General features: G+C 47.0%; 11 protein-coding genes. 3 read left to right on the top strand and 8 right to left on the bottom strand.

From position 1 onward, the window contains the following. The first annotated feature begins 46 nt into the window (after positions 1-46). Positions 47-1579, top strand: a complete 1533-nt coding sequence (locus QUB35_RS35205) for a hypothetical protein (protein ID WP_333147108.1) — start codon at positions 47-49, stop codon at positions 1577-1579. A gap of 149 nt (positions 1580-1728) precedes the next feature. Here QUB35_RS35205 and QUB35_RS35210 read toward each other — a convergent pair whose 3' ends face one another. The 5 genes from QUB35_RS35210 to QUB35_RS35230 form a co-directional block, all read right to left on the bottom strand. After that, entirely contained in the window at positions 1729-2478 is a 750-nt protein-coding gene (locus tag QUB35_RS35210) for a Uma2 family endonuclease (protein ID WP_333147110.1), read from the bottom strand. 147 nt (positions 2479-2625) lie between these two features. Continuing rightward, the gene (locus QUB35_RS35215) at positions 2626-3570 is read right to left on the bottom strand and encodes a GDP-L-fucose synthase (protein ID WP_333147112.1); all 945 of its coding nucleotides are present in this window, start codon (positions 3568-3570) and stop codon (positions 2626-2628) included. Positions 3571-4140: 570 nt separating this feature from the next. Beyond that, positions 4141-5172, bottom strand: a complete 1032-nt coding sequence (gmd, locus tag QUB35_RS35220) for a GDP-mannose 4,6-dehydratase (protein ID WP_333147114.1) — start codon at positions 5170-5172, stop codon at positions 4141-4143. Positions 5173-5617: 445 nt separating this feature from the next. Beyond that, on the bottom strand, positions 5618-6349 hold the full coding sequence (locus QUB35_RS35225) for a sugar transferase (protein WP_333054666.1): 732 nt from the start codon (positions 6347-6349) through the stop codon (positions 5618-5620). A gap of 243 nt (positions 6350-6592) precedes the next feature. Then, positions 6593-7759: a glycosyltransferase gene (locus tag QUB35_RS35230; protein ID WP_333147116.1), complete on the bottom strand. Its 1167-nt coding sequence runs from the start codon at positions 7757-7759 to the stop codon at positions 6593-6595. A gap of 303 nt (positions 7760-8062) precedes the next feature. Between QUB35_RS35230 and QUB35_RS35235 the strand changes: the two genes are divergently transcribed. After that, complete coding sequence (locus tag QUB35_RS35235; protein ID WP_333147118.1) at positions 8063-10120, top strand: iron uptake porin; 2058 nt, start codon at positions 8063-8065, stop codon at positions 10118-10120. A gap of 460 nt (positions 10121-10580) precedes the next feature. On the opposite strand, the gene QUB35_RS35240 is transcribed toward QUB35_RS35235, so the two are convergent. Together QUB35_RS35240 and QUB35_RS35245 are read right to left on the bottom strand one after the other, a co-directional pair. Continuing rightward, entirely contained in the window at positions 10581-12344 is a 1764-nt protein-coding gene (locus QUB35_RS35240; protein ID WP_333147124.1) for an NFACT RNA binding domain-containing protein, read from the bottom strand. 909 nt (positions 12345-13253) lie between these two features. Next, positions 13254-14807 (bottom strand): NAD(P)/FAD-dependent oxidoreductase, encoded by a 1554-nt coding sequence (locus QUB35_RS35245; protein WP_333147126.1) that lies wholly within the window; start codon positions 14805-14807, stop codon positions 13254-13256. A 66-nt stretch (positions 14808-14873) separates the two neighbouring features. Here QUB35_RS35245 and QUB35_RS35250 point away from each other — a divergent pair, with 66 nt between their 5' ends. After that, the gene (locus QUB35_RS35250) at positions 14874-15461 is read left to right on the top strand and encodes a hypothetical protein (RefSeq protein WP_333147120.1); all 588 of its coding nucleotides are present in this window, start codon (positions 14874-14876) and stop codon (positions 15459-15461) included. Between the two features lie 269 nt (positions 15462-15730). Here QUB35_RS35250 and QUB35_RS35255 read toward each other — a convergent pair whose 3' ends face one another. Next, entirely contained in the window at positions 15731-18193 is a 2463-nt protein-coding gene (locus QUB35_RS35255) for a CHAT domain-containing tetratricopeptide repeat protein (RefSeq protein ID WP_333147122.1), read from the bottom strand. Positions 18194-18376 lie beyond the last annotated feature (183 nt).

Genomic DNA, 18376 nt, shown 5'->3' on the forward strand with positions numbered 1-18376 from the left:
AATTAATAATTAAATGGGGTCGCAAAATCAAAAATAAGGGTAATGATTGTATCACAGTTTAAATGTGCAACAGCTTAACCTGATTGACCTTCCCGGTTACTCTGATAAACAAGATGAAGTATCAAAGGATGTTGAGAAAGCGAAGAGTGCCACCCAGATTGCTAATGTCTTGCTTTATGCTTCTCCTGCCAAGGGTCACATCAATGGTCAAGATATGGAGCGACTTCGGAATTTACTGCGTTTGCTGCCGGCCCCAGAGAATGAATGCAAGGACTTTCCGAGGCTAGGCAATTTCTTTATTGTAGCGACACAGGCAGATCCCAGTATCCCTGACGATGAGCTGCCCAAAATCCTCAATAAAGCTTCAGCAAGGCTGTATAAAGAACTTGATGAAACTGCTATAGAGTTTCGTCGGAAGCTAACAAAGCAGGATATTACCAAGGAAGATGTGCAAAAGCGTTTCTTCACTTTCTGGTCAGAAAGGCCGGATCGCTGTCAGCGTCTCTTTGATGATTTAACCCAACTACTTCGCGAGACTCTTCCTAAAACAGTCATCTGTCGTGTCGATCGCGAAATTAATGCGGTCAAATATGACAATAAACAAGAATACGCTAACTCGATTGAGCAATATCAAACAACAATTGCCAAAATAGACGAGTATCGAAAAGAGCTTGAGAAAGCGGAGAAGAATGAACCTGAACGTCAGCGACAAATGTGGCAAAAACGCAGTGAAGTGAGCAAATGCATTAATGATTTAGAAAAAGATACTCGCAAATCATTTCAGACCTATGCGGAAAAACAGATTGATGTAGATTCCATAGAAAAAATGATTAGCCAGAGATACGACAAAAAGAAAGAGGCTCAAGAATACGCTCCCGGTTATTTAGTCGATCTGCTGCAAACTCATGTAGAAAATCGAATTAGTGTCAATTCTGAAAAACTCAAGGCTGAGATTGACGCTTTTCTGGAAAAATACCCAGTGCCTAAACTTCCCAACAAAGATGGAATAGTAGTATCTATTCCCTTCGATACAAAAGGAGCTTTTCTTGGTGGGATAGCAGGTTTAGGTGCTTATGGTGCTTTAGCCGCTTGGGCAGCCAGTCTTGGCAACCTTGGCGGCTATATCTTAGTAGGGAAATTAGTCAGTCTTTTGTCAGCACTTTTTGGTGCTACTACCGGTGGCACGGCAGCAGTAATTTCTTTCGTAAGTGCGATTGGTGGCCCAATAGTTCTAGGGATCGGTTTAGCTGCTGGATTTGCTTCTTTGGTGTGGAATTTATTTGGGGAAGCTTGGCAGAAGCGGTTAGCAAAAGAAATTCACAAACACTTAACAAAACAGGGTGTTGTTAATAAATTCCTAGCAGGAATCGACCAGTATTGGCAAGAGACAGCCACAGCCTTTGATCAAGGTGCCGACGCAGTTGAAGCAAAATGCAAACAGTATCTCAAGCATCTGCACGAAATTACTTCAACTGATACCCAGTCAAAAGAACGAATTGAACAGATTATCATAAATCTGGAGAAACTCAGGGTTTTTTTCGCCAACATTCCTTGGGATACCCAGGGAGAATGTTTGTAAAAAAAACCAGCGGTTCTCGTGGCAAACAACCCAAACCCAATAAAACGAGGTATTGAACGGGTAGTTTTAACTAGGCGATGGCCATTGTTTAAATCACATCCCCAAGTGCGATCGCCCTTCCTTAACTGAGGCGCGATCGCACTTTCCATTTATCCCCTAGAGCGCAGTTCATCACTATCTGCTTCTGAATCTTCCTTAGTAAAGATTACATCCTCATAGATAGCATCAATACCTGTGCGAAAATTTACGCTAGCCAAGTGAATTTCGCTGCCTTGAGTATAGGAATACAAAACCCACAACCCTTCAGCATTACGGCGAAAACACTCTACCCGCTCACGTTTTTGGCTAATTAACACATACTCTTGCAGCGTTTCTAATTCTTGATAGTCAGCAAACTTATCGCCCCGATCGAATCCTTCAGTACCATTAGACAACACCTCGACAATTAAACAAGGATATCTTTTAAAAGATTGAGATGATTTGTCCCGTTCGTCGCACGTTACCATCACGTCAGGATAGTAGTAAATATTCTTCGATTCAATCCTGGCTTTCATGTCGGACATATAAACGCGACAGCCACTACCTCGCACGTGATTTCTCAAAAGTGCAAATAAGTTGCCGGCAACTGTCACATGAGCATCACTTGCACCAGCCATTACATAGGTTTCGCCCTGAATATACTCGTGTTTGAGCTGACTGAGTTCTTCTAACTTCAGATACTCTTCCGGTGAGATATAATTGTGGGTGCGATCGGCAATCATTGGCTTTCCCAAATTTCTGTTTTCGATGATTTCAGTCGAGGTATTTGTATTATAGCAGTTTTCACTCGGATGAAATACAGGACACAGCAGTAGGGACACGGCACTGCTGCCGACTATTGTCAGTGAATTATCACCCAAATTTGTATAATTTCTTAGTGCCAAAAGGCGGACTGGTTTGTGTAGGATAGCTGGCCACCGCCGAATATTATAAATGAGGTTTCTCACCCGCATTTAGTATTATTCCTAAAAAAACCCGGTTTATTCAAGAAACCGGGTTTTTCACACTTACGCTGCGTGTTTTCGATACCACTCAATCGTATTTTTTAACCCTTCCTTAAACTTCACCTCCGCAACAAAACCAAACTTTTCCTTAGCCCTTTGGGTATCCAAACAGCGGCGCGGCTGACCGTTCGGTTTGTCTGTTTCCCAAACAATTTCTCCTTCAAATCCCATCAATTCGCAAATCGTTTCCACTAAATCGCGAATTTTAACTTCGCTATTCGTTCCCAAATTAACCGGGTCAGATTCACTGTAAGATTGAGCCGCCATCACAATTCCCCGCGCGGCATCTGTGGAATACAAAAACTCGCGGCTAGGGCTGCCATCGCCCCAAACTGGCAGTGTTTTGTCTCCCCTTTCTTGGGCTTCGTAGACTTTGCGAATTAATGCGGGGATAACGTGGGAACTTTTCGGATCAAAGTTATCTTCCGGGCCGTACAGATTTACTGGTAGCAAGTAGATACCGTTGAATCCGTATTGCTGGCGGTAGGATTGCAGTTGCACTAATAAAGCTTTTTTGGCAATTCCGTAAGGGGCGTTAGTTACCTCTGGATAGCCGTTCCAGAGGTCATCTTCTTTGAAAGGAACTGGGGTCAAGTTGGGATAAGCGCAAATGGTGCCGACGCAGACAAATTTTTCGACTCCTGCTTCGTAGGCGGCGTGGATTAGTTGCGCGCCCATCATCAAATTGTCGTAAAATAATTCAGCGGGTTTGACTAGGTTTAAACCGATGCCGCCGACGTGGGCGGCGAGGTGAATGATGATATCTTGTTGGTCGGCGGCGCGCTTGCAGTTTTCCATAACGCGGAGGTCGCAGTCGCGCGATCGAGTTACTGAAATTTTATCAGCATCGGCCCCTGCTTTCACTAGCTGGTCGATTACCTGACGGCCCAAGAAACCGGCGCCGCCCGTGACTAGAATGCGTTTGTTGCTTAAATCCAAGCTGGTCATAATTTTAGCCTCGGGATTTTGAATAAAGGTCGATCGACAATTTCAATTCTAAAATTGTTGCTTTAGCAAAAAAAGCTTTCAGCTACAGGACGAGGTTGCCCACAAATCTGTTTTAGCTGCGGCAGATAGGGACTGGTCCGTGCACACCCGAAAGTTAGATTTATTAGTAGCGAGTCCTCAACTATCATTTTAATGTTTTTATTAGCCCGCACCTCCGAAAATTTTGGGAGCAATTAAGCGGGTTCTTTGAATGCCGATCGCGCTAATATAGCGGTTCTCAAGCGTGGTGAGGTATGGGGGCTAGTCCTATGCCCTATGCCCTATGCCCTATGCCCTATGCCCTATGCCCTATGCCCTATGCCCTATGCCCTATGCCCTATACCCTATGCCCTATGCCCTATGCCCGCCAGAGCACCTCATGTTACTGAGAAAGGCTATAGCTGTAACAACCCTCTCATCAGTTGTGAAGTGTTTGCAGGGGCAATCCTCCGGGGCGCGCCTTTCGCCAAAGGGGTAGACACGGGGCCCTACCCCTACAAATTGTTCGCACTGACGGCTTGATTTAGCGACTTAATCAAATCCGTTGCCCGAACCCCGACCTTGCTCGTCTAAAGCTTTCATGTCAGCATCTACCATTAAATGTACTAACTCCTGAAAAGTTACAGAAGGTTCCCAATCTAATTGCTGGCGCGCCTTAGTCGAATCGCCTATCAACAGTTCGACTTCTGCAGGACGCAAGTAGCGTTCGTCAAACTCCACATATTTTTGCCAATCTAAATTGACGTAAGTAAAAGCCAAATCGAGAAATTCCTTAATGGAATGGGTCTCGTTGGTAGCAATGACATAATCGTCAGGCTTGTCTTGTTGCAGCATCAGCCACATCGCCCGCACGTAGTCTTTAGCATAGCCCCAGTCCCGCTTGGAATCGAGATTGCCCAAGTAAATCTTTTTCTGCTTGCCGGCGACTATTCTGGCCACGGCGCGAGTAATTTTGCGAGTTACAAAAGTTTCGCCACGGCGGGGAGATTCGTGATTGAACAAGATGCCGTTGCAGGCAAAAAGTCCGTAAGATTCGCGATAATTTATTGTTTGCCAGTGACCGTAAACTTTGGCGCAGGCGTAAGGACTTCTGGGATAAAAAGGAGTTGTTTCCTTCTGCGGAACTTCCTGTACCAAACCAAACATTTCCGAAGAACCTGCTTGATAGAACCGCACTTCTATGCCGGTGCGGTGCTGATAGTCCCGAATTGCTTCTAGCAGCCGCAATACTCCCATCCCTACTGTGTCCACCGTATATTCCGGCGAGTCAAAACTGACTCGAACGTGAGATTGAGCCCCTAAGTTATAAATTTCTACCGGCTGAACTTCTTCCAATATCCGGCGCAGAGTGGTGCCGTCCGTCAAGTCGCCGTAGTGTAGAAACAGGCGCGCACCCTCGCTGTGAGGATCGACATAGATGTGGTCAATTCGATCGGTATTGAAACTAGAACTGCGCCGGATAATGCCGTGAACTTCATATCCTTTCTCTAACAGTAATTCGCTCAAGTAGGAGCCGTCTTGACCTGTAATACCTGTTATTAGCGCTCGCTTGCGTTGCGTCATCTGATTTTCCTTTGACAGGCTGTGTTAATTCACAATAAATTTTTTGGCAGAGGCTGTTGCTCCCTGCCGGCCGTATTCTCAAACTGCTTTATAAAACTTACTCAAACTTAACTTTAGTTACCTAAAGCCAGTTGAAGTTTACTTCCTACGCTGTTGGGTAGTGGGCTATCCCAAGATAAGTAGGCTATCCCCCTTAAGCCAAAGGTTATAGAGTTAAGTTTAACACCTAAACCTAAAGTAGTCTCTCTAGAAGAACTGATCTTTCTAGATGAAGAAGAGGTAGGTTTATTTAAGTATTTGCCCCTTTAGTTAAGCACACAATTATTCGATCGGCATCCAGGAACTGTTTAGTTTTGACAAAGAGTTTGTCGCTGATTGTCAGTAGTCAGCATCAGTGGTCAGTAACAAATAAAACTAACTACCGATTGCTGACTGCGGACAAAAATTAGTATGCGCCGTTATTTTTGGGAAAAATCACAACTCCAATTGTTTTGAAAACAATCCACATATCCATCCAAAGGTTTTTGTCATTTGCGTAATAGAGGTCGATTTGGACTCGGCGGGGATAGGGAATGTCGTTGCGACCGGACACTTGCCACAAGCCTGTAATTCCAGGTCTTATGGTGAGAATTTTGTTGATGTGATTGCCGTATCTCGGCAGTTCTTCTTCAACTAAAGGTCTCGGCCCGACGACGCTCATATCTCCTTTTAAAACATTCCAAAACTGGGGAAACTCGTCTAAACTGGTCATTCGTAAAAATCTTCCAATCCAGGTAATTCGAGGGTCTTGTTTCAGCTTGAAATTGTCCTCAAACTCTTGACGCAAATGCGGAGAATTTTCCATGATTTCCAGCAATATATCGTCCGCATTTTCCACCATCGTTCTGAATTTCAGGCAATAAAACCTTTTACGGTTTTTGCCTACTCGTTCCTGTACGTAAAAAATAGGGCCGGGCGAGCTTAAGGCGATTAAGAAAGCCAAAAGCAGGTAAACCGGAGCAAACAGGATCAGAACCGATAAGGAAAACAGGATGTCAAATAACCGCTTGAAAAGTTCTCCGTCGAGGCTCTGTAGAGAACGACTTATGCGTCTATCTCCTTGCAGGACAGACCCAAAACCGCGTCTTGCGATCGCTCGAATTACCTTGCCGGAGATTAGTTGGCTGTCGGCAGTCATCTTACTCCTTCACTTCACACCACACACAGTCCTGATCATAAAGCCTCAAGACGCTTTGTTCTCTCAATTATGTTGCCAATACTCAATTTTCTGCCTTCAGAAGGCTTCAAAAGGCAGAAGGAAGAAGGAAGAGGGCTTCTCAACGCACCAGGAATAAGGCACAAGGCACCGATACAGAGGTCTTCTGAAGGCACTTATACAAAGGCAGAAGGAAGATTGTCCCGCTATCGGGCTCTGGCACCCTCAAGCCCCAGACTCGGTAAAATCACGGGATTGAAATTCCTGATAGCAGCGTTCCACAAAAGCTAGATAGCGCTGCCCAAAGACATCGGGGGCAAACTGTTCAGCGCGCAACCTGCTGATTTCTGGCTCAAATTTGCCTTGCAACTGCTCAAATTCCTCGACAGCTTCGACTAATGCGGCTGCGGTTTGGGAGGAAAAAAATAAACCAGTCCCAGTCTCTGGGTGTTGGCGAATGTCGAGCACTGTCTCCAAAGCGCCCCCTGCTGCATAGGAAATTACCGGTGTTCCGCAAGCTTGAGCCTCTACCAAAGCTATGCCAAAATCTTCGCAAGCTGCATAGACAAAGGCTTTCGCCTCTGCCATGTATTTTTCAACGATGGAGGCGGGCTGCCAGCCGAGCACTTGCACGTTGGGTTTGGCGATTTGCCGAATCATTTCTAATTCTGGCCCGGTGCCGATGACAATGAGAGTATGCCCTAGTTGATTGAATGCTTGGACGATCGCACTTACGTTTTTGTAACTTACCAACCGACAAACTGTGACGTAAAAGTCTTGTTTTTGCCGCATCAAGGAAAATCGATCGATATTTACCGGCGGATAAATCACCTCGGCCCGCCGTCGGTAGCACCGCCAAATTCGGCGCGCAGTGTGTTGAGAGTTAGCGATGAAATAATCAACGCGATTGGCGGAAATTACGTCCCACTGCCGCAGTCGATGCAACAAATATCGCGTCAGCAGACCCTGGATGCCCCGTCCGGCTTTGCTGCTACGCAAATAGTCAAAAGTTAAGTCCCAAGCGTAGCGCATGGGTGTGTGGCAGTAGCAGACGTGCATTTGCTGGGGACTGCTGAGGATGCCTTTGGCGACGGCGTGGGATGATGAGAGGATGATGTCGTATTCTCGCAGGTCTAGTTGTTCGATCGCGATCGGCAGAAATGGCAAATATTTTTGGACGCCGCTGCGGGCCTTGGGAAAGTGCTGCAAAAATGTTGTGCCAATCTGTCGCCCGAAAAGATAGCTTTCGGGATTGGTTGATTCAAAGTCGATGAGGGCATAGACATCTGCCTCGTCTACGTGTTTGAGGATTTCCTGTACTACGAGTTCTGAACCGCCAGTAGCTAAGGGCGTCAACCATTCGTGAACTAGGGCGTATTTGAGTTTTTTCACTTGTATTTGTAGCCGATCGAACGATGTGTTAGCGCCAGTTCTGTCAATATTAATCTTACTGAGGGATCACTTACGCAATATCCAGGCATCAACCGGGTTTCTACCTACACATCTAGCCCTCAAACCAAGGATTTTCGGAATAAACGGGCTTTTTGTGAAATCAGCCACAGCAAAACTGCACTCTCCGGCAGTGATTTCCCAGATTGTTGACAATAAATACTATTAGGCTCAATACTAAAGGTGATTTGCGATCGGCTAAATCTTCGGAACGGGCGATCGGCCGTAATGTGGTGTGAGGAAAAAATGTCCAAATTTTTGTGGAAGGGACTTTTAGTTAGTCCCGCTGTATTGGCAGCAAGTTTAGTCGTAGCTTCGACAGCCCTAGCAGCAGAGCAACCTCTAGAAATTGGCGCTGCAGCTCCAGCTAATCTGCAATTAGCAGGTGCTGCAACCGAGGTGGCAAAGCCTGAGACGGCCGAGCCCCTCTCAGTAGCTCGCCCATCAACTATTGAAACTATTGAGAAAGAAAGTGCGAACCTCTACGAGGGCTTCACTAACGATTTGAGTGTCCCAGTTGCCGAACAGGCAAAAGCACCGGAAAACGCAGTTGCAGCAAATTTAAGCGAAACCAAACCCGCAGTCGCGCCCGCAAATTTAAGTGCCGAACAACCCGTCGCGGAGCCAATCCCCGCAGTCGCGCCCGCAAACTTAAGCGAAACGCAACTCGCCGCCCCACTGGCTAATTTAAACGCCCAAGAGCCGATTGCCCAATCAACTGAGCCAAGTGCCCAACCTCAAGCACAATCGAATGTTATAGAACAAATAAACCAATACAGCGCCGAAGACAGTAGCAGCGAAAATGCGGCCGGCCAAGTAACATCTGTGTCGCAACTTTCCGACGTTCGACCAACCGATTGGGCTTTCCAAGCTTTGCAATCTCTAGTAGAGCGCTACGGGTGCATAGCTGGCTATCCTGACGGCACTTTTCGCGGCAACCGGGCGATGACTCGCTACGAGTTTGCCGCAGGTTTAAATGCGTGTTTGGATAAAGTTAGCGAGCTGATTCAAGGCGGTTCGAGAAATCTGGCGACGCGAGAAGATTTGGCTTCTGTGCAAAGGTTGCAAGAAGAATTTGCGGCGGAATTGGCAACTTTGCGCGGCCGCGTCGATGCTTTGGAAGCGCGCGCCTCTGAATTAGAAGCAAATCAGTTTTCAACTACGACTAAACTCAACGGCGAAGTGATATTTGGTTTGGCGGGTATCGCCAGGGGAGAGGATGCCGAGGGCCGCGACGCTGATAAATCCACGGCTTTTGGCAGCAGGGTTCGGATCAATTTCGACACGAGTTTCTCTGGTGAAGATTTGCTGAGAACTCGATTGCAAGTTTTAAATTTGGGTTCTTTTTCTACTAATAATACCAAAACCGCTGAAGGGGAATTGCGGTTTAATGCTGGGCCTTTTGGCGAGGCTAGCAATACTGTAGGTTTAGATGCGCTGCTTTACCAATTCCCTCTCGGCAAAAGCACGACTGTAATTCTCGAAGCTAATGCCGGCGCTGCTGACGATTTTACCAACACTGTCAACCCTTACTTTGATGGAGACGGCAGCTATGGTGCTCTTTCTAACTTCGGTACTCGCAACCCGATTTACTATTTGACTGGTGGTTCTGGCATCGCTCTGCGGCATCAGTTTGGGGAAAAACTTGAGCTGAGTTTGGGATATTTGGCCGGCAACGCCGCGAACCCGACACGGGGAAATGGTTTGTTCAACGGTTCTTACGGCGGTTTGGCTCAGTTGACTTTCAAACCGAGCGACAGCATGGCTTTAGGTTTAACTTACGTTAATTCCTACAACTTCGTTACTGGTACCGGCAGCAATGCTTCTAATTTCCCGGCGCGTCTCGGTTCCTTCGGGCTCGACAGCGATAGCAATCTGCCAGTTTCTAGCAATTCCTACGGCGCGCAAGCTTCGTGGCGGTTGAACCGGGGATTTGCAATTGGCGGTTGGGCGGGTTACACTAATCAGCGCATTTTATCGAACTTGGCTACTCCTACGGGTTCTGTGCAGCGGGGGGATCAAAAAATCTGGAACTGGGCCGTTACTTTGGCTTTTCCCGATTTGTTGAAAGAAGGAAATGTGGCGGGGATTGTGGTAGGTATGGAACCGCGGGTGACGAGTTCTACTAATCGGACTTTGCCGGAAGATAAGGATACTTCGCTGCACGTTGAGGGTTTTTATCAGTTTAAGTTGAGCGATAATATTTCTATCACTCCTGGCCTGATTTGGCTGACTGCTCCTGACCACAATAAGAATAATTCTGATTTGGTGATTGGGGTTGTTAGAACGACGTTTACTTTCTAGGAGCAGCCCACACCGATTTTAGATTTTAGATTTTAGATTTTAGATTGGCAGTTTTAATCTAAAGTCTAAAATCGCCAATCTAAAATTGTCCGAGCTGGGGTTTAATGTTTAAACAGAAACGACCAGCTTTAGCTAAAGCTGGTCTGCACAAATAGTTAAATCCGTTGTGTTCCCACAGTGTTTTTCTCACAGTGAGGAAACCCAAGTTGCACGTTTCTTTGCAGCGGGTTCTCAAAGAAATATCATCTCTCTTAAGGGGTATTATAACAACAAAATTTAATTTTTTGTAATAATACTTTACATTACAGGCGAATATTAATTTTGAGGGCGATCGCACTCTCGGTCACTTTGTATAATCAAACCCGGCTTCAAAAACCCGGCTCCTGCCTAGGTCTATCGCTACCAAACCTGTAATTTTGCCTAAAAACGCCGATCGCCCCTTTTACTCACTTTGTATAACCTATGCCGGAGCTTGCTGCGGCCGACCCCAGACAATTCGCTCCTGCTTGTATACAACCATACCCGGTTTAGCACCTTTCGGCTTGTATACATATTTCGGTTCTGTATAAACCACGGGGACTTGTTCGCTATGGCGGGCGCGACTATAGTAAGCAGTCATGTCGGCGGCAAATTGCAAATCGGTTTCTTCAGCCACAGTACCGGGTTTGAGACGCAGCAAAGCGTGACTTCCGGGAATCTCTAGGGTGTGGAACCACAAGTCGTAGTCGTTGGCGGTGCGAAAAGTGAGTTGGTCGTTTTGGCGATTGTTGCGCCCGATTAATAATTCAAAGCCGCTGGGGGTTTGGTAGCGGTGAAATTCGATCGCAGCATTTTTGTCGGTACTGCGGTAATCTGGTACGTCTAGATATTTTTGCTGGATCAGTTCTTCGCGGATTTCGGCGAGGGTTTGCAAATCTTGGGTGTTGCGGTAGGTTTCTAATACCGAAAGTGCGACTTCAACTTGTTCTAAATAGTCGATTTCTTCTTGTACGGCGGCTAACAAAGGTTCTACTGCAATGCGGGCTCTTTTAAGTTTTTGGTGTTTTTTGTAGAGGGCTTGAGCGTTTTGAACGGCGTTTTTTTCCGGGTTTAGGGAAATGATAACTGGTTTCTCGGTTTCAAAGTCGGGGAGAGAAATCGATTTCATTCCTGGTTCCCAATGCTGCAAATTTGCCATCAGCAAGTCGGCTTGGGATTTGTGGGTGTCTGCGTCTGCGGATTGCTGCAAGCGTTCTTTAAATGTGTTGGCTTTGAGGCGCAGTTTTGCGAGGACGTTGTTGAGTTTTTGGGTAAGCTGATGCCGCAGTTGGGCGAATACTTCTTGATTGATTTCGCCTGTGTAGTAGCTGTTAAGTATTTCTTGAACGGAAGAGATGGAAGAATCAGAGGGCGGGCACGGGGGCACCGCCCCTACATTGTGATTTTCTGGTGCGGGCCAATCGATGACGGTGTAGCCTTCGGGGGTAAAACTTGGGTGAAATTTGGAGTTTTCTAGGCATTGCAGCCAGTATAGCCAGCGCTGGAATAGTTGCTGCCATTCGTCGGGATTGAGGCTGTCGGTGGATTGTTCGGGGTCTAAAGAAGCCGATCGAATCATTGACAAAACTAAGGCTTTACTCATCCCTCGGTAATTCTTCAACAGATTGCCCTTTAATTGTCCAGGAACCAGGCTAATTCGTGATTGCCAGCGGTTTTGAGATTCGCTCAGACTAGGCACTGCATCGGTCAAAGACGGGGGCATTTCGTAGGGTTGACCGGTTTGGATGGGACGGACGGTGGACTGTTTGGCGCTGACTTGGTGGGCGCAGGTGACAACGAGGTTGTCTTGGGCGGTGAGGATGACGTTGCTGTACTTGCCCATGATTTCGGCGTACAAGTGCCAGAGGGCTGGTTCTCCGGGGCGTTTGGCGAATTGCAAGTCGATGACTCTTTCCCAGGATGAAACAGGGGCGATGGAAACTAAGGCTAAACCGCTGAGTTGGTGCCGCAGTTGTTCGCTGAAGGTGAAGGTGTCGGGAATGCGGGGCGGGGGGTCGCCGACGCAGATGCGGGCGGCCACAGGATGCCAGGAAAGGTCAATCCAGCCACGTCCTTTCATGGTGCGGAGGGCTAGGGACACGGTGAATCGATCGCGCTGGTAGACTTGTTCTAAGCGCGCTGGCAGCCATTGGGCTCGCAGTTCGCTGCAAGCTGCGATTAAAGTTGTAAAGTCTACGGGTTGCACGGTGGCCTCTTTGCGATCGAAGTATCTATTTCTATGCTGACAGATATCGGTCACATTTTACTAACTATACCCTTTCTCAGTAACATGAGGTGGACGCTTGGTAAGCGGGCATAGGGCATCGGGCATCGGGCATCGGGCATAGGGCATAGGGCATACCTCACCAAGATTGAGAACGGCTGTATATAAATTATTGTTTACTCTTGCTTCGCGTCCTTCGCTATGAAAGCGCTTCCATAATTCCGTTAAGAAATAATATCTATTACGGTTGCATTGGAATGATTAAACCGCAGAGAACGCAGAGAACGCAGAGGAAGAGAACAGAGAGATGAATACAGGACGATGAAGGGCGGATTTGATATAACAAATAACTAATAAACATCTGCTAAAAAGCAGGTTTTGAACAGGCAGGATGCCTGTTCCACAATAATTATGGGAGATGTCTAATAATATCACTTCCGGCTGCGGCGAAATGATATCATTAGTCATTAGTCATTAGTCATTAGTCATTAGTCATTAGTCATTAGTCATTAGTCATTAGTCATTAGTCATTAGTCACTAGTCATTAGTCAACAAGCATTCCGGTGCAATCGGAATCGATATAGCGGTTCTCAAGCGTTGTGAGGTATGGGGCGAATCCTAAGCTGTCGCGCCTTTAAATTGCATATTCAGGGCGGGCGGGACGCCCAACCCCTACTCCCCACAAGAGTTAGATTGTTTTTTGACAGACAATTTAAATGCAGAACAGCTTATGCCCAATGCCCCATGCCCTGTTTGGCCAATGCCCCATGCCCTGTTTGGCCAATGCCCAATGCCCTGTTTGGCCAATGCCCAATGCCCTGTTTGGCCAATGCCCAATGCCCTGTTTGGCCGCGAGAGCACCTCATGTTACTGAGAAAGGCTATATAACAACTAACTAATAACTTCCCGAATCAATTCTAAATGTTTGTACAAAGGTGCGATCGTATTGGCGGCGATCGCACCGCTAGCAGCAACAGCGGGCAAACCAATTCCCGGAAACGTCGAATCTCCGCAGCAAAACAGCCCCGCTAAAGGTGTTGTCGGCCCGGGAAACAAGCCGCTACCCGCCCGAATTCCGGGCCCGTAGGAACCGCGATGGCGCCGCAAAAATCGTTCGTGGGTTAGGGGTGTCCCAACTAAGGCGACTTCTGCGCGCGATCGAATATTGGGGATAATTCTCTCTAAGGCGAACCACATTACCTCGGCGCGCGCTTGTTTTTGCAGCTTGTACTCTTCGCTGGTGCGATCGAGCTTTTGCCACAAATCGTAAGGCTCGTTTCCGGGGGTATATGCGTGAATGACGTGCTTTCCCGGAGGCGCGAGGTCGGGGTCGAGCAGGGAGGGAATCGAGACGAGAACGACGTTCTGAGGGGCCGAAACGCCCATTTCCCAGTCTTTGACGAAGATGTAGTGACAAGCCAAGTCCGATCGCACTCCGGCAGCATCAATTCCCAGATGCAGGTGCATGAAGCTGTCGCACTCGGGCGTGGCCTGCCTCTGTTGCCGAAACCTTTGCGGGACAGAGGTTTCAGGCAACAGTTTCAGGGTATCCCAAACGGAAGCGTTGGAGACGACGGCTTTGTGCGATCGAATAATTTTGCCCGATCGCAGCCGCACGCCCGCAGCCCGGTTGTTTTCCACCAAAACTTCTGCAACGTGGGAATTTAGCAGCAACTGCCCTCCGTGGCGCTCTAAACCGCGTACCAGGGCATTTACCAAAGCTGCACTACCGCCGATCGGATAGTCCAAAACTGCATTGGGGCGATACCAGTCGGCGAACATGAAAGCGACTTCGGCTGCGATCGTTCCGTCGGCGGGAAGTCCAGACAGCAGGAAACACAACAAATTCAGCCAATTTCGGACAAACGGATCTTTGACATTTTTGTCCATTATTTTGCTGAAAGGGCCTGCAAGTGCGATCGCCTCGCCAGCACTTTGCAGGAAAGCCGGCGCAAATTGGCCGAGGGTAAAAACAGCGCCCAAATCGAAGCGCAAAGCCAGGGAGGGCAAGGCTATGGCAGCTTTGGCGTAGGGTTCCATGATGCGCTGGAGTTGCTGCCATTCGGCGACTGCTGCCGCGCCGCGCAGTCGTGCGAGCACTTCGCTAAATTGACTCGCACCGACGGATGTGTCGAAATCGCCTTCTGGCAAACAGCAACCCCAGGTATCGTAGGTGATGCAGGGGAGTTTTTCGCCGATCGCATCCAAAACTTGCCGCAGCGGATTGGCTGACGGGCTGTAGGATAATCCTGAGTACAGGGAGGGCCCGGAGTCGAAGCTAAATCCGTCGCGTTCAAAACCGTGTGCGGCCCCGCCCGCGATCGAATGGCTTTCGCAAACCACAACCTCAAAGCCATAGCGGGCAAGCATTGCAGCGCAAGTCAAGCCGCCTATTCCGCTGCCGATGACGATGATTTCTGTGTCTGTGGGGGCGATCGGAACCATGTTTTTCTCCGCTACATCAGTTAATATTATCTCTGTTACCAACAATAAAACTGGTTTGTATATTAAATGGAAAATATATCTATTCTAGAACAAGCCGCTAAATCTAATTCTAAACCATCTTCTAACGCCGTAGTTGCCGCCCTCCTAGAAGCTGAGAAAAGCGCGAAAAAAACCAAAATTCGCTATTCTTTCGAGCAATTAATCGGCAAGTGGCAACTCTGCTTTATCACCGGCACCAAAAAGACTCGACAAAAAGCGGGGATTGTCTTGGGTGCGGGACGTTATATCCCTGAGTGGATTGCGAAAATTCAAATTGCTTATTTGCCCGAACCTGTGGCTGAAGGGGAAGCGCCTAGCGAAACCGGCAGGGTGGAGAATTCGGTGCAAGTTGGGGCGATCAAACTAACTCTTTCGGGGCCGACTAAGTTTTTGGTTAATAAAAATATTTTAGCTTTTGATTTTACCAGAATTACGGTGAAATTGTTGGGTAAAACTGTGTATCAAGGATTTATTCGCGGTGGAGAAGCGCGGGAGGCGGAATTTTTTAGTTTGAGTGTGGGGAAGCAGGCATTTTTTGCATATTTTCTGGTAGAAGATGGGATAATTGCGGCTAGGGGAAGGGGCGGCGGCTTGGCTTTGTGGGGGAGAGTTTAGCTGGGAATGTGCGATCGGGGGACAACAGTATTTATTCTGTATCTCTCGTTTGTATCGAAGTCTAGATCCCCCTAAATCCCCCTTAAGAAGGGGGACTTTGAATGCTCTTATCCCTTAAGAAGGGGGACTTTGAATGCTCTTATCCCTTAAGAAGGGGGACTTTGAATGCTCTTGTCCCCCCCTTCTTAAGGGGGGCTAGGGGGGATCAGTTTTAATCCCCGCCGGACTGCGGATTTGACCTGGTTGTTGACAACAATCTACTACCCATTCTACCGCGCATCGCCAATTAAAATAAACGGCGACCAATAAAACGGATGGCGAGCAATTTGACTCAACTTAGCTTGCCGCAAAGCTTCATTTTTACTCATCCCTCTATTGATATTTTGATAAAATTCAACCATCAAATCTTTAGTAGCTGAATCATCAACACTCCACAAACTCGCCATCACCGCTTGTGCGCCCGCACGCTCAAATACATAGGCAACTCCCGATATTTCTTCACCGTTAGAATTCGCTTGCATAGCAGTTTGACACGCGCTTAAGGTGAGGAGTCTGGTGTTTTGCAATCCTAATAACGCCGCATCGCGAATATTGAATTGGCTGTCAGCAAATAGCAGTGTATTTTCCTCCATGCCCAATTGTTGACAGCCTCCCTGTTGGAAACAGCCGTGAGTTGCTAGGTGTAAAAAAGGAAAGCGGGGTGCTTGAGTTTTGAATTGGTCGAGGGTGGCGGCATTGCCGATATAGGCGGAACTTCCGGGGAATAATTGAGCGATATTTCTAACTTCTTCTTCTGTACCAGCTAAATTTTGCGGAACACGGGGGATGGGATTTCCTAATGCTAACACTCCGCCTTGTAATGTCGAATAGGGAATTGAACTTGTGGAAATGCGAGTGAGATAGTTGACCGGATATTTCTGGATGAGGAATTCATCAGTTTGTTCGTCATACAGCGTTTCAAAGGGGATGTAGCGCAGTTTTCCCGTAGCGATGATGCTCAATTGTTTGGCGGAAGTAGCTTTAATTTGGTCTTCGATCGGACGAATCAGGATGTCGTAGAGTTTGCTGCCAGTTACGATGAAGTTAGTGTCGCCAGTATTTTGCAGTTGTTCGCGGTATTGAGTGAGGAGTTTGTCGAACTCTGCGGGGTCTATCGGAATCTTTTTAACGCTTAAACTGTCTTTTGTCAAGACAAATAGGGCGACGGTGTTGGGGACATTTGTCAGCAAGACGGGTTGAATGACAACGGTATCTGGTGCGATACTTGCTTTCAGTTGGGCGATGTCTTTGGGTGTGGTTTCAAAGAGTTCGGCGACTTCTGGGAAGTCTTGGCGGATTTCTTCTGCTGTGCGGTAGACTTCTGTTTCTAAATCCCGCATTTGTCGGGAGAGATTTTCTGAGAATTTGTCTTGGAGTTGGCGGCGGAGGAATTGGAGTTGTTGATTTTTGTGATTCCATTCATCAATGGCTTTTTGTGTTTGGGGGTTGGCTACTTTGGCGTCAATTAAGCGGGTGTAGTCGGCGAGATCGACTGTGGTGGCGATGTTGACCCATTGGAAAGCGCGATCGGCTTGGTTTTGGTCGATGAGGAGGGATGTGAGGGCGATCGCTGTTCCGTCCTTAGCCTCTAGAAACTTGTGCCGATTTTCTCGCTGTAAACCACTCCGTATTTCTAAGGTAATTGTGAGGGATTGCTCCCAAATTTCGATAGCATCAGTGGGTTTATTAGTATCTTGGTAGACAAAACCGATATTACTCAAAATAGCAGCAAGGTTTGCGCGATCGCCCACTTCCCGCGCAATCAGTAAAGCTTGGTTATAGTATTTCAATGCCTCTTGGGGTTGGGAAATGCTGTCGTAGATCCTACCAATATTATTCAAAGTAGCAGCAAGGTTTGCGCGATCGCCCACTTTCCGTACAATCGGTAAAGCTTGGTTATAGTATTTTAATGCTTCTTGTGGTTGGGAAATGTTGTTGTAGACTAAACCGATATTATTCAAAGTACGAGCTTCCACAAAGTGATTGTCCACTTCCCGCGTAATTGGCAAAGCTTGGTTATAGTATTTCAATGCTTCTTGGGGTTGGGAAATGTTGTTGTAGACTGCACCGATATTATTCAAAGTAGTAGATTCCAGCGTGCGATCGCCCACTTCCCGCGCAATCGGTAAAGCTTGGTTATAGTATTTCAATGCCTTTTGTGGTTGGGAAATGCTGTCGTAGACTAAACCGATATTATTCAAAGTAGTAGATTCCAACGTGCGATCTTTTACTTCCCGCTTAATTGGTAAAGCTTGATTATAGTATTTCAATGCTTCTTGCGGCTGGGAAATACTCTCGTACACTGCACCAATATTATTCAAAGTAACAGATTCCCCCGCGCGATCTGCCACTTCCTGTCTAATTGGTAAAGCTTGGTTAAAGTATTTCAATGCCTCTTGTGGTTGGGATATGCTATAGTAGTTAAAACCAATCTCATTGAGTGCTATAGCTTCAATTTCTCTGTATTTAAATTCTCGCACAATGGCTAGAATATGCTGCAACGTTTGTATTGCTTGTTGCCTTTGTCCTTGCCTTTCCTGTTGCTTTGCTTGCTGTATGAGTTGCTCTAATTTTTCAACCGGCAAATCTTGACTTTGCCCCCAACTAGGTTGAACCATCAGGGGCAGAGTCAGAGGAGTCAGACACACACCCAAAACCAAAACACTGCTGAAAATTCGTTTCATCATTTTCATAATTTACCAAATTCGATTAATAGAATAGGCATCAAACGCAGAATCTTTACTTAATATAGGTATCCCTTCCACCATTGCTTGTGCGATGAACAAGCAATATTCAGACATAAGCTGTTGCACATTTAAACTGTGATACAATCATTACCCTTATTTTTGATTTTGCGACCCCATTTAATTATTAAT

It is taken from the genome of Microcoleus sp. B13-B6 (assembly GCF_036705405.1).
Lineage (GTDB): Bacteria > Cyanobacteriota > Cyanobacteriia > Cyanobacteriales > Microcoleaceae > Microcoleus.